Below are 14665 nucleotides of genomic sequence, written 5' to 3'. Positions count from 1 at the left end.
CGTTTATAATGAACGAATTAATATAAAGTAATATAAGGAGATAATTTATATGATTAATTTAGAAAATAAAACCTTTGTCATTATGGGTATCGCTAATAAACGTAGTATTGGTTTTGGCGTAGCTAAAGTATTAGACGAATTAGGTGCTCATCTCGTATTTACATATCGTAAAGAGCGCAGTAAAAAAGAATTAGAAAAATTATTAGGCCAATTAAATCAAAAAGAGCATCATTTGTATCAAATAGATGTTCAAAAAGATGAAGATGTCATTAATGGCTTTGCGAAAATTGGTGAAGAAGTTGGAACTATTGATGGCGTCTATCATTCAATTGCATTTGCTAATATGGAAGATTTACGTGGTCGTTTTTCTGAAACATCTCGTGAAGGATTCCTACTTGCACAAGATATTAGTTCATATTCATTAACAATTGTAGCTCATGAAGCGAAAAAAATTATGCCGAATGGGGGTAGTATTGTAGCTACAACTTATTTAGGCGGAGAATTTGCAATTCAAAATTATAATGTGATGGGTGTTGCAAAAGCAAGTCTTGAAGCAAATGTTAAATATTTAGCATATGATTTAGGCCCAGATAATATTCGAGTCAATGCAATTTCTGCTGGACCAATTCGTACATTAAGTGCTAAAGGTGTAGGTGGATTGAATTTAATTCTTAAAGAAGTTGAAGAACGTGCACCGTTAAGACGTAATGTAGATCAAGAAGAAGTGGGTAGAACTGCTGCTTATTTATTAAGTGATTTTTCAAGTGGTGTAACTGGAGAAAATATCCACGTAGATAGTGGTTTCCACGCAATTAAATAAGTTTAAATTGAAAAATAGTTATAAGATATATAATAAATTCAAGAGTCTGAGACAATGAGTTGTCTTAGACTTTTTTTATAAATCGACAGTTGATGACTGAATTGAAAATGCATTTGTATCAAGCTTTATTCAATTTCAGTTCCAAGGCTAGAACATAGAAACTTTCAATAAGAACATCGACGTTCAACGCAAATTGGGGATGCATTGATGATGTAGAACGGCGACTTAAAAATGAATTTTATCCCTCTTCTAGCTTTATATTATTCAATGTGATATGACATAAAAAAAACTGCGAATAGAATATGTTCTATCCGCAATAAGTAATTAAAAAGCATTAATAATTAATTTAATCTTTAACATCGCTATTTGCTTTATCAATGATACGTTGACGATACTTAAATACATTTCTTGCTATTGTTTTTAATACTGCATAAAGTGGAACAGCAATTAAAATAAGTGTGAATCCTCCTAAATCACCCGCTGCTAAGATAACAACAATGATTGTAAGTGGATGAATACTTAGTGATTTACCCATGACGTTAGGTGTGATGACATTACCTTCAAGTTGTTGTGCAATTAATGTAACAACACAGACCCAAATAAATGTTGATGGACCATCGATAATCCCTAATATTGCAGCAGGCGCAAATGATAACCAAGGTCCTAAAAATGGGATTAAGTTTGCTACACCAGCGAATAATACAAGCAATGGTGTATAAGGTAACCCAATAAGGCTATAACCAATATAAAGAATAATACCTAAGATGAAACTAACAGTAACTTGACCTTGAATATACGATTTTAAGGTATAATTTAAATCTTTGAGTAAATCAACAACAAAAACTTTACGTTCTCCTTTGAAAAATTTACCAATTGCTGGAATAAATTTTTCATGATCTTTTAACATATAAATCAAGAAGAACGGTACCATAATCAATAAGAAAATGGTTGAAATAAGAGATGTGATATAAGTGATTGAATTTGCTAATATACCAGTTAAACTATCACTGATTGATTTCATTGCTGAATTAATTTTCGCTGTTACATCACTTGGTAATTTATCCATTTGATTTAATGAGAAATTAACCACTTGTTCTGCATCACGTTGTAAAGTTGGTGTTGCTTTGATTAAATTATTAACATTAGAAATAATAATAGGAGCAATGAAAGCTACTACGATAGCGATAATAGCGATTAATACGATAAAGATAGTTAAAATACTTGCCCAACGTGGGAAACCCCATTTTTCCAAAAGTGTTTGAAAAGGTAAGCAGATATAAAATAAAAATCCACTTAATAAGAATGGAAGAAACACTGAACCTATAATAGTTGCTATAGGTGTAAATACACTATGCACTTCCATAAATAACTTTATAAGTACGAACAGGATGATTAAGAAAATTCCAGTTCGAAACCATACTTTATTAAGCATAGACTTACTTCCTCCTAAAGTAATCAATTCATTAGTAATAAGTATATCTTAAATAAGAGATGTTAAAAAGGAAAAATTGATTAACTAAAAAATAATTATATTATAATATTTAATTGTATAAAAATAGATGAGCTTAATTAAACAATTCCTAATTCTCTTAAAAAAGTATATAGAATCTAAAATAAAAAAGCTTATTATAAACGTTTATATCACTGTCACTAATAAATAAAATTGATACAATATGAATATATATGAAGGAGAGAGGATAATATGGAAGAATTTAAAGCTGGAAAAATTAATAAATATATTTTAAATAGTAAAATTCTAGAAAGAGATATCACATTGTCGATTTATCTTCCAGAAGATTTTACTGAATTATTTAAGTCTCAGGTGATTATTTGTTTTGATGGATTGGACTTTTTCCGATTTGGAAGGATTCAGCATGAATATGAACGTCTAAGAAAAGAAGAACGTATTGAACGTGCCATTATTGTTGGATTTCATTATGAAGATGTTGAGAAACGTAGAGAAGAGTTTCATCCTCAAGGTAGTCGTAGTCAAAAGACGATTCAGTCAGTAGTTAAAGAACTTTTACCTTTCATTGATCAAACGTTTCCTACATATAAAGTGGGAAATTCTAGATTATTAATAGGAGATAGTTTAGCTGGAAGTATTGCCTTTCTTACTTCATTGACTTATCCTTCAATATTTAGTCAAATAGCTATGTTTAGTCCGCACTCAGATCATACTGTTCTTGAAAAATTTGAGACATGTAAGCAACGTAATCGATTAACAATTTGGCATGCGATTGGTAGAGATGAAGTCGATTTTAAATTACCAACGACTGGTGAGCAAGCTGATTTTTTAACTCCAAATAGAAAGCTATCAAACCTTATTGAACAAGATGAGCGTGTCACTTACGTATACAATGAATTTAATGGTAGTCATAATTGGAAATCATGGAAACCTATGATCGGAGATATTCTCTATTATTTTTTAAATAATAATAAATAATAGTACATATTAATAGTTTACAAATCTTTTTTGAAAGCCTTTTCAAAAAATGTTGTATCTAATAACGTATTAAATAGAATTTTGATATAATAGAAGTATGTTAAACAAAGGAGGAATTTCAATGAAGATAGGATTAGCACTTATTCCGTCACAATCATTTCAAAATGAAGTAGATGGCTATCGTAAGCGTTATGATACTGAGTATGCACGTATTATGCCACATATTACGATTAAACCTCACTTTGAACTTAAAGAAACAGAATTAGATTCATTTAAAGACGAAGTTAAACAAACATTAGATGGATTTAAACCTGTAGAGGTCCACGTGACAAAAGCTTCAAGCTTTAAACCGACAAATAATGTTATTTATTTTAAAGTAGAAAAAACAGAAGAATTAGAAAATTTATTTAATACATTTAATACCGAATCATTTTATGGTAAAGCTGAACATCCATTCGTTCCTCATTTTACGATTGCTCAAGGCTTAACGAGTCAAGAATTTGAAGATATATTTGGTCAAGTGAAGCTTGCAGGGATAGACCATAGAGAAACCATCGATGAACTTTCATTGTTACATTACAATGAAGATGAAGATAGATGGAACATTGTTGATAGTTTTAAACTAGCATAATATGTATATAAAAAAAGAAGTCAAAACATTTTAGTTTTGACTTCTTTTTTTAAGAATATTTTTGATGCTTTCTACTTTTGATAAAATAAATGCCATAAAAAATAGCGAGTAATAGAAAAATCAAAGCTGAGACATAGAATGTATTATTTAATCCATTTGAGAATTGAGCGATAAGGCCTCCGAAAAGAGGACCAATCATTGAACCAAAGCCTTGGACGCTATTAAATACACCCCAAGTTTCTTCTTGTTCAGATGGATCGATATGTCCAGCCATAAAAGTATTCCAAGCAGGTAATAAAATGCCATACATTAAACCTATAAAGGCGGCAACTATCCAAACAACAATAATATTGTTAACTAGTGAGAGACCAAAAATAAATAGCGTAAACAATATGAATCCTACAAAAATAACGGTATACATAAAGCCAGTGCTATTTTTATCGATCATTTTAGATAAAAATAACATTGATATTGCACAACCAATACCACCAATAGCGATAGCAGCAGTATATTCAATAGTTGTTACCCCCACAACTTTTGTAGCATACGTCGGCAATATTGGAAGCAAAGCTGATATTGAAGCACCTTGCAACAAAATACCTGGGAATAAAATCATATGACGTTTCATTACCTCTACGATTTGACCTAATTGTTCTTTCACAGGTTTAGTATTATAATTTGTGAGTTTTACATCTACAAAATAATAAAGTATCCATGCAATGATAACGACAAGAGACATCGCAAATGCAAATCGCGTTGGATGTATTTTGACTAGAACATTCATAAACGCCCAGCCTACAAGCAAACCTAATAACCATGAAAAGTATACATAACCCATTTGTTTGCCACGTTGACTTTCTTCCACACTAGATAACATGATTACCCATATTGGACTTACTGCAATCCCTAGCATAATTGCACTAATGATGATAATGATGGGATTAGCTGGAAAGAAAATAATTAGAAACAAGCTTAAAAAAGCTAATAAAAAACCTAAATTAAGGACGATTTTAGTCCCGAATTTCTTTAATAAAAAACCAATCACAAAGTTTGTAGCTGCATCTGAAATAAAATGAATAGATAGTGCTACTGAAGTCACAGCTACAGCGATAGAGGTTACAGTAGGTAAATAGTTAACATAACTTAATACATACATTCCTCTAGCAAATTCCATTAAAAATAAAATAACGAGCATTATTTTAAAGTTTTTACTTACGCTTTTATTGTTTGACAAAGAACTTGGCATATAATGGCACCTTTCCATAAATTTCTTGCTGTTGAGATGAATGATCGAGCATATTCAATAAATCGATACAAAGTCGATGGGTTGAATAATCTACTCTATCTTGACGCATTGTATTTATCATTAGAGTTAATTTGTTCGAATCATGTGTTAATTCAGAGACAATGTCAATTGCATCTTCAGGAGTATCAGCAATTCTACCATACCCTTTTTCTTGGAAATAATACGCATTTTCTAGTTCTTGTCCTGGAGCAGGATTTAAGAAAATCATTGGGATACTTCTTGTCAAACCTTCGGATATCGTAATCCCACCTGGTTTAGTAATCATTAATTGACTTGAAGCCATCCATTCATTCATATGTTTTGTATATCCTAAAATGAGAACGTTGTCGTAAGATTTAAATCTAGCTTCCAAATTACGTTTAAGTCCTTTACTTCTACCACAAATCATAACGACTTGAGAATGAGGACTTTTTTCTAAGATACGTTCTATCATATGTTCAAAACCTTTTGATACTCCAAAAGCACCTGCAGACATAAGAATAGTAGTTTTTTTAGGGTCTAAATGATATTTTTTTAGCCAAGCCTGTTGATCAATATCCGCTTCAAATTTATCAGAAATAGGGATACCCGTGACTTTAATTAAAGATGCCGGTACACCAACGTTTACAAAGTCTTCTTTTGTATCTTTAGTAGCTACATAATATCTATGAGAATTTGGAGTAATCCAGTTTTTTTGTAGACGATAATCCGTCATGACTGTTGCGATAGGGATACGCATGTTAAATTGTTCAGTTAATACTGACATCACGGGCGTTGGAAAAGTCATTAAAATCAAGTCAGGCTTTTCTTTTAAAAGTAGGTTAATCAGTTTATTTAAACCATAGTATTTATAAAAACATTTATCTAATTCATCTGGTCGACTATAATAAAAGTTTTTATACATATTTCTAAAATATTTAAAGCTATTGATATACCATTTTTTACAAATAGACGTAAGGATGGGATGTGCTTCCATAAATAAATCATGCTCAATAACAGAAATATGAGGTAGATTCATGTCATTCAATTGATTGACAATACTTTGTGTCACTTGTAAATGACCATTCCCAAATGATCCAGTGATAATCAATATCTTTTTATTTTGAGTAACCATTAATAGTCACCCTCCAATAATTTAAGTTTAATCCATCGAATGATGTATTACAGTAAAAATACACACTAGGATAAATAATATGTATTTCATTCAAGAAAGTCATAAAATTTATTTATAGTGAATTATAGCATATTCGAACAATGATTACTTTAACTTTATACCCTTATCCTAGCACTAATAAAGTGAAATGTATGGGACTTACACTAAGATAAGAAAAAATTTATAAATAATTAACTTGGAATTAATATTAATAATATAGAAGATACAAAAATTATTTGATTTTGAGTAGTTCAGAATTTACTTTTTTAGGTGAGAATAAATTTATCAACAACTTTAAAATGTGTATAATAGAGATATTGAAAAAAAGGAGCGATACATTTTGAATGCGAATGAGTTGTTCAATAAAATAAGAGTTAAACAAGTTATAGGAACTTTAGATATAGATATCACTGATATTACTACAGATTCTCGAACTGCTAGTGGAGAAAGTATCTTTGTAGCCTCTAAAGGATATACTGTAGATAGTCATAGATTTTGTCAAAACGTCATTGACCAAGGAACTAAAATTATAGTTGTAAACCGTAAGCAAGAAGTTAAAGGAGAAGTCACACAAGTTATTGTACCTGATACTTTAAGAGTAGCCAGTATATTAGCGCATACATTATTTGATTATCCAAGTCAACAACTCACTACCTTTGGCGTCACTGGTACAAATGGTAAAACTTCAATCGCGACAATGATTCACTTAATTTATAGAGGATTAGACAAAAATAGTGCGTATTTAGGTACGAATGGATTTCAAATTAATGAAGAAAAAACAAAAGGGGCAAATACTACTCCTGAAACTGTATTGCTTACTAAGAAAATTAAGCAAGCTGTAGATAGTAAAGCTGAAGCAATGACTATGGAAGTCTCAAGTCATGGATTAGCTCTAGGACGATTAAGAGGGGTAGAATTTGATGTAGCTATTTTTTCAAATTTAACCCAAGATCATTTAGACTTTCATGGCACAATGGAAGCTTATGGACATGCTAAATCTTTACTATTTAGTCAATTAGGTGAAGATTTATCAAAAGAAAAGTATGTGGTATTAAATAATGATGATGATTTCTCTAAATATTTAGAAACGGTAACACCATTTGAAATATTGACATATGGTATAGATAATGAAGCACAGTTTATGCCTCAAAATATCAAAGAATCTTTACAAGGTGTACAATTTGATTTTGCTACTCCATTTGGCACGTATCATGTTTCATCACCCTATGTAGGTAAATTTAATATCTCAAATCTTATGGCAGCTATGATAGCAGTGTGGAGTAAAGGAGTCGATTTCAAAGATATCGTAGAAGTGGTGAAATCTTTAGAACCTGTTGAAGGGCGTCTAGAGGTTTTAGATCCATCACTTCCAATCGATTTAATTATTGATTATGCACATACTGCTGATGGTATGAATAAACTGATTGACGCAGTGCAACCTTTTGTTAAACAAAAGCTCATCTTTTTAGTAGGCATGGCTGGCGAACGTGATTTAACAAAAACGCCTGAAATGGGCGCTGTTGCATGTCGAGCAGACTATGTTATTTTTACACCTGACAATCCAGCAGATGACGACCCTAAAATGTTGACTGCAGAACTTGCTAAAGGGGCAACACATAATAACTATGTAGAATTTGAAGATCGAGCTGAAGGCATTAAACATGCTATCGAAGTCGCGAATCCAGGTGATACAGTTGTACTTGCTTCTAAAGGTAGAGAACCTTATCAAATTATGCCAGGACACGTGAAAGTGCCACATCGTGACGATTTAATTGGTTTAGAAGCTGCGTATAAAAAGTTTGGAAAATCCAACTATGATCATTAAGCAACTTTCTGAACAAAATGAAATAATCAATGTATATCTATATGAAAATGTGGATCATTCTTATTATATGATAGCTATTCCAGATATGTTTTGGTCTGTAGAATTAAATGTACAACTCAATGAACAGGAAATAAATGAAGAGTTAATAATGCAATTATTTACATTTAAAGAAGAAAGTGAAGCATTGCGTATAGCTTCTCAGTTATCTAAGTGGATAATAAAGGATTTAAAGGAGAATAATGAATGAGTTTAAAAGAAGAAATAGAATCAAGAAAGACGTTTGCTATTATCTCACACCCGGATGCTGGTAAAACGACGCTAACTGAAAAATTATTATATTTTAGTGGTGCTATTCGTGAAGCGGGTACTGTAAAAGGGAAAAAAACAGGGAAATTTGCAACCAGTGACTGGATGAAAGTGGAACAAGAACGTGGTATTTCTGTAACCAGTTCAGTCATGCAATTTGATTATGATGATTATAAAATTAATATTCTAGATACACCAGGACACGAAGACTTTTCTGAAGATACATACCGAACATTAATGGCGGTTGATAGTGCAGTAATGGTTATCGATTGTGCGAAAGGGATCGAACCCCAAACATTAAAATTATTTAAAGTATGTAAAATGAGAGGCATTCCTATCTTTACTTTTATCAACAAATTAGACCGTGTAGGTAAAGAACCATTTGAACTATTAGAAGAAATTGAAGAAACATTAAATATTGACACCTATCCAATGAATTGGCCAATAGGAATGGGTCAAAACTTTTTTGGTATTATCGATCGTGAGTCTAAAACTATTGAACCTTTTAGAGATGAAGAGAATGTATTACATTTAAATGATGAGTATGAACTTAAAGAAGAACACACTATTAGCAATGATAGTGCTTTCGAACAAGCGATTGAAGAATTTATGTTAGTTGAAGAAGCTGGCGAAAAATTTGATAATGAAGCATTATTAAATGGTGATTTAACTCCTGTATTTTTTGGCTCAGCATTGGCTAATTTCGGGGTTCAAAATTTCTTGAATGCATATGTAGATTATGCGCCTATGCCTAATGCTCGTCAGACGAATGAAGAAGTTGAAGTTAGCCCGTTTGATGACGAGTTCTCGGGTTTTATATTTAAAATTCAAGCGAATATGGATCCAAAACATAGAGATAGAATTGCATTTATGAGAGTAGTCAGTGGCGCGTTTGAAAGAGGTATGGATGTGACCTTGCAACGTACCAATAAAAAACAAAAAATCACACGCTCTACCTCTTTTATGGCAGATGATAAAGAAACTGTCAATCACGCTGTAGCTGGAGATATTATTGGATTATACGATACAGGTAACTACCAAATTGGTGATACATTAGTTGGAGGTAAACAAAAATTTAACTTCCAAGATTTACCGCAATTTACACCTGAAATTTTCATGAAAGTCTCTGCTAAAAATGTAATGAAACAAAAACATTTCCATAAAGGAATTGAACAGCTTGTGCAAGAAGGTGCGATTCAATATTATAAAACACTTCATACGAATCAAATTATTCTCGGTGCAGTGGGTCAATTACAATTTGAAGTATTCGAGCACAGAATGAAAAATGAATACAATGTAGATGTCGTCATGGAACCTGTAGGTAGAAAAATTGCACGTTGGATTGAAAATGAAGAGGATATTCAAGATAAGATGAACACGTCACGTTCTATTTTAGTGAAAGACAGATATGATAAGTTTGTTTTCTTATTTGAAAATGAGTTTGCTACACGTTGGTTTGAAGAAAAATTCCCAGATATTAAACTATATAGTTTATTATAAAAAAATGACAATATAAGGTTTAAGTTAAAATAATAATAAAGATATACAATAATTTTAGCTTTAACATTGTTTATATATATCAAATCTGGTTATAATACTCTTAACAAATAAATACCTATGGCTTAATGTCAGGGGGGAGTAACTTGAGAATTTGAGATGCTATATTACTAACATCTTAAATTCAGCATTTTATCGTCATTACGAAGTTGATACTTCCGGTAAAATGAGCAAATTTGCTAAGTGAGACCTTTGCTATGAATTAGCATAGGTCTTTTTATTTGTAAAAAATAAATAAAGGAGCTGTCTTTTCATGGATCCAAGCTTAATTTTACCTTATTTGTGGGTAATATTAGTGTTAGTATTTTTAGAAGGATTACTAGCAGCAGATAACGCGGTTGTAATGGCAGTAATGGTTAAGCATTTACCACCAGAACAGCGTAAAAAAGCATTATTCTATGGTTTACTAGGAGCATTTATTTTCCGTTTTATTGCTTTATTTTTAATTAGTATTATTGTGAATTTCTGGTTTATTCAAGCGATTGGTGCTGCATACTTAATTTTCATGTCTATTAGAAATCTTTGGAATTTCTTCCATAAGAAAGATGAAGAGGAACAAGTTGGAGATGAACATCATTATGATGAAACTGGTGCTGAAAAGAAAGTAAGTGCTGGAAAATTTTGGGCTACTGTATTTAAAGTAGAGTTTGCTGACATTGCTTTTGCAATTGATTCTATGTTAGCAGCGATGGCTATTGCAGTGACACTTCCTAAGATGGGCATTCATTTTGGCGGTATGGATTTAGGCCAATTTGGAGTTATGTTCATCGGTGGTATGATTGGTGTTATTTTAATGCGTTTTGCAGCAACATGGTTTGTTGATTTATTAAATAAATATCCTGGTTTAGAAGGTGCCGCTTTCGCAATCGTTGGCTGGGTAGGCATTAAATTAGTAGTTATCGTATTAGCTCATCCAGATATTGGCGTATTATCAGAAGAGTTCCCACATAGTACGTTATGGCAAGCAATCTTCTGGACTGTAATGATTTTATTAGTTGTTATTGGATGGTTAACATCAGTACGAAAAAATAAAAAGAATGCTAAGCATTAGATGTAATCGATACCTTTTGAAGTTTTTTTATAAAAGACTTCAAAAGGTTTTTTCAATTAATAACTATTTGTCAAATATTTTTAGAAAATATTTGACAATCGTTTGCTTATTAACACTAATGATATTAAAATTTAAGTAATATATAAATAAATTAAGATAGATATATAACCACATAAAAGTAAATCATTTTTTAGTGATATATATTGTGATTTCAAGGTTAGGAGTGGGCATCTTTGGATAATGATAAAAAACAAGTGATACCGCGTAGTAAATATGGGCGTAAACGTCACGAATACTTTCATAATGAAGAACGTGAGGAACGTATTGAACGTGAAAGACAAAAGCGTGAACATTTAGCAGAAAAAGAACAGCATCAAGCAAAAGTAAATGAAGAACGTGTCAAAGATAATTTAAGAAAAGCTAGAATTGAGAAATTAACACAAGAAGAAATTCAACAACAACAACATTTAGCTAAGTTAAGATCAAAAAGAGATGCATCAAACACAGCTAAGAAAAATAATAGGCATCATTTAACTCTGCCTGAAGAACAACACCTTAAACAAGAAGACATACATAATGAGGAATTGAAACAGCAAAAACCAATTTCGAGTAATGGCTCAAAAAGTGAAAATGAAACGAATAAATCTATAGAACCAACTTATAGTAGATTGAATAAAAATAATGAATCTCGTCCAAAGTCTAAACAAGAAAAAGACAATCAACATAATGATACAATTAAAACACAATCTAAACATCCAACAATCACTGAAGAATCATACACTTCAACTAAGGATAAAGAATCAATCCATACTGAGAAAGAACAAATTTCAACTCAGCAACGTTCAACTCAAGTAGAACATACTAAGAGTGAACAATCAAAGCACATATCTAATTCTGATAAGAATACGACAGAAAATATATCGGATCAACAATCTCATGAATCACATGAACAATCATCAAATGATACAAAAAATAAAGTCGTTGACTTTTTAAAAGAACATTGGATTAAAATTTTAATCGCAATTGCGTTAATATTAATTTTAGTTTTAGTAAAAGCTATTTTTACTGAACCTTCACAAGAACAACATTCAAATCAAACACATACACAAGATAAGAAGTACACAACAACTATGAAAAACGCTAATAATACTGTCAGATCAGTGGTAACAGTAGAAAGTGACGCACCTAAGAATACTTCAGTTCAAAAAACAAATTCAAAATTAGATAGTGAACTTGGCTCAGGTGTCGTCTACAAAACTGTAGGCGATACTTTTTTTGTATTAACAAATACACATATTGTTGGTGAAGCAGATAAAGTTAAGATTACATATGGAGAGAATAAAAGTATAAAAGGTGACGTGGTCGGAAAGGATAAATGGTCAGATATTGCAGTAGTGAAAGCAAAAATCAATGATAAAAATATTAATTCTATCCATATTGGAAATTCAGATAAATTAGTTTTAGGGGAATCGATATTAATTGTAGGTAATCCTCTAGGAGAAGAGTTTAGAAATACGGTATCAAAAGGGATTATTTCGGGGCTAAATCGGTTGGTTCCTGTTGATTTTGATAAAGATAATAAAAATGATGAATTGATGCAAACGTTCCAAATTGATGCTTCTGTTAATCCAGGAAATTCAGGTGGGGCTGTAGTTAATAAAGATGGAGAGCTTATTGGTATCGTTTCATTAAAAATTAATATGCCAAGTATAGAAGGAATGGGTTTTGCTATTCCTATTAATGAAGCTAAATCAATCGCTAAAGAGCTTGAGAAAAATGGGAAAGTAAATTACCCCAATACTGGAATAGCTTTAGAAAATGTAAATGATTTAAATCATTATGAACGCTCACTTTTAAAATTACCTAATGATATAAATGATGGGATTTTAGTGAAAAAATTAAAAGATGACGGTTTAGGTAAAAAATCAGGTTTAAAAATTGGTGATGTCATTGTAAAATTAGAAGGTAAAACATTAAAAGATAATTTGCAGTATAGACACATCCTGTTTAACCATCGACAAGATTTAAAAACGTTATCGGCTAAAATTTACAGAGATGGAAATATTCAAGATATAGAAATTAATTTGAAATGACATTGAGGTGACAAACTAATGTCTATTTTCAGTAAATTATTCAAAAAATCAACGCCTCAACAAGGTATTGTTTTATATTATTTAATTGCAATTGTCGTTGCATTTTTATTACTCAATTTACCTTTTGTACATAAACCTGGCGTGAAGGTAAGTCCTATAGATACGTTGTTTGTAGCTGTATCTGGAATTAGTGTGACCGGTTTAACGCCAGTCAGTATTATTGATACCTATTCATCATTTGGCCAACTTATCATTTTAATTATCTTAAACATCGGTGGCATAGGCGTAATGGCGATAGGTACAGTGTTGTGGGTAGTACTTGGTAAACACATTGGTATGCGCGAACGTCAACTTATCATGCTTGATAATAATAAAGACACAATGAGTGGGACAGTTAAGCTTATTATTGAAATTGTTAAAACCATCATGACTATCGAAATTGTAGGTGCACTCTTGCTTGCATTTTATTTTTACAGAGACAATCCTGATTTAAAAAATGCTTTAATGCAAGGTTTGTTTGTATCTATTTCAGCTACTACAAATGGTGGGTTAGATATTACTGGCCAATCACTAGTTCCATATGCCAAGGATTACTTTGTACAAACTATTGTAATGTTTTTAATTATTCTTGGATCAATTGGTTTTCCAGTATTACTTGAAATCAGAGCTTATATACGAAATAGAGTAAGTCATTTTAGATTTTCTTTATTTACTAAAATTACAACAACGACTTACTTTTTCCTATTTATATCTGGATTTTTATCTATTTTAGCACTTGAGTACAATCATGCATTCAAAGGATATAATTGGCATCAATCTTTATTCTATGCATTATTTCAATCTGCAACTACACGTAGTGCTGGATTACAAACCATTGATGTGACACACTTTAGTGATGCAACAAATGTCATTATGAGTATTCTCATGTTTATTGGATCTTCTCCGAGTTCAGTAGGAGGAGGTATTCGAACAACGACATTTGCGATACTTATTTTATTTGTGATTAATTTTAATAACAATACAGAAAAATCATCGATTAAAGTATTTAATAGAGAAATTCATACCATCGATATACAGCGTTCTTTTGCTGTGTTTATAATGGCGACAGTACTTACTTTTGTAAGTATCATTATTATATTAGCAGCAGAAGCCAATAATTTATCATTCTTACAGGTATTTTTTGAAGTCATGTCTGCATTTGGAACATGTGGCTTATCACTTGGGGTGACAGATAATATTAGCAGTATTACCAAGGTCGTCTTAATGCTTCTTATGTTTATAGGACGTGTCGGTTTAATATCATTTATTATTATGATATCTGGTCGTAAAGAACCTGATAAATTTAGTTATCCAAAAGAGAGAATTCAAATTGGATAACTAAAAAAGGAAAGTGGGATACATTCATTTTGAATTCGTTATCCCACTCTTTTTTGTATGTAGATAGTTATGTTTTAAATAAAAAAAGAATATCGTTATTGAAATGAATCGTGATACCAAT

Annotated in this window: 12 protein-coding genes and 1 riboswitch; of the genes, 9 read left to right on the top strand and 3 right to left on the bottom strand. The window is 31.3% G+C overall.

Going from position 1 to position 14665, the window contains the following annotated elements:
- Positions 1–49: 49 nt before the first annotated feature.
- Complete coding sequence (gene fabI, locus NR218_RS10030) at positions 50–820, top strand: enoyl-ACP reductase FabI (RefSeq protein WP_019835652.1); 771 nt, start codon at positions 50–52, stop codon at positions 818–820.
- A gap of 346 nt (positions 821–1166) precedes the next feature.
- Here the strand turns inward: fabI and cozEa are convergent, their stop codons facing one another.
- Positions 1167–2252: a lipoteichoic acid biosynthesis protein CozEa gene (cozEa, locus tag NR218_RS10025; RefSeq protein ID WP_002448046.1), complete on the bottom strand. Its 1086-nt coding sequence runs from the start codon at positions 2250–2252 to the stop codon at positions 1167–1169.
- 270 nt (positions 2253–2522) lie between these two features.
- Here cozEa and NR218_RS10020 point away from each other — a divergent pair, with 270 nt between their 5' ends.
- A complete protein-coding gene (locus tag NR218_RS10020) occupies positions 2523–3266 on the top strand; it encodes an esterase family protein (RefSeq protein WP_232133183.1) in 744 nt (247 codons plus the stop codon).
- Positions 3267–3387: 121 nt separating this feature from the next.
- Positions 3388–3897: a 2'-5' RNA ligase family protein gene (locus NR218_RS10015; protein WP_265883367.1), complete on the top strand. Its 510-nt coding sequence runs from the start codon at positions 3388–3390 to the stop codon at positions 3895–3897.
- Positions 3898–3946: 49 nt separating this feature from the next.
- Here the strand turns inward: NR218_RS10015 and ltaA are convergent, their stop codons facing one another.
- Complete coding sequence (gene ltaA, locus NR218_RS10010; protein WP_017175803.1) at positions 3947–5143, bottom strand: lipoteichoic acid biosynthesis MFS flippase LtaA; 1197 nt, start codon at positions 5141–5143, stop codon at positions 3947–3949.
- Entirely contained in the window at positions 5118–6296 is a 1179-nt protein-coding gene (locus NR218_RS10005; protein WP_265883366.1) for a diglucosyl diacylglycerol synthase, read from the bottom strand. The genes ltaA and NR218_RS10005 overlap by 26 nt, the downstream gene beginning before the upstream one ends.
- 379 nt (positions 6297–6675) lie before the next feature.
- Between NR218_RS10005 and NR218_RS10000 the strand changes: the two genes are divergently transcribed.
- The 6 genes from NR218_RS10000 to NR218_RS09975 all read left to right on the top strand — a co-directional run bounded on the left by NR218_RS10000 (position 6676) and on the right by NR218_RS09975 (position 14544).
- On the top strand, positions 6676–8160 hold the full coding sequence (locus NR218_RS10000) for a UDP-N-acetylmuramoyl-L-alanyl-D-glutamate--L-lysine ligase (protein WP_017175801.1): 1485 nt from the start codon (positions 6676–6678) through the stop codon (positions 8158–8160).
- Positions 8150–8407 (top strand): YueH family protein, encoded by a 258-nt coding sequence (locus NR218_RS09995; protein ID WP_017175800.1) that lies wholly within the window; start codon positions 8150–8152, stop codon positions 8405–8407. Before NR218_RS10000 ends, NR218_RS09995 begins: the two co-directional genes overlap by 11 nt.
- Entirely contained in the window at positions 8404–9966 is a 1563-nt protein-coding gene (locus NR218_RS09990) for a peptide chain release factor 3 (protein WP_017175799.1), read from the top strand. Before NR218_RS09995 ends, NR218_RS09990 begins: the two co-directional genes overlap by 4 nt.
- A 121-nt stretch (positions 9967–10087) precedes the next feature.
- A riboswitch (yybP-ykoY riboswitch) is annotated at positions 10088–10220 on the top strand.
- Between the two features lie 56 nt (positions 10221–10276).
- Positions 10277–11074: a TerC family protein gene (locus NR218_RS09985; protein WP_017175798.1), complete on the top strand. Its 798-nt coding sequence runs from the start codon at positions 10277–10279 to the stop codon at positions 11072–11074.
- Positions 11075–11307: 233 nt separating this feature from the next.
- Entirely contained in the window at positions 11308–13167 is a 1860-nt protein-coding gene (locus NR218_RS09980) for a trypsin-like peptidase domain-containing protein (RefSeq protein ID WP_101804198.1), read from the top strand.
- 18 nt (positions 13168–13185) lie between these two features.
- Positions 13186–14544: a TrkH family potassium uptake protein gene (locus NR218_RS09975; protein ID WP_002488327.1), complete on the top strand. Its 1359-nt coding sequence runs from the start codon at positions 13186–13188 to the stop codon at positions 14542–14544.
- Positions 14545–14665: the final 121 nt, after the last annotated feature.

Source organism: Staphylococcus sp. SUC_1.2 (assembly GCF_026222585.1).
The sequence above is the reverse complement of the archived record's forward strand: the minus strand, read 5'-3'. Positions and strand labels throughout refer to the sequence as shown.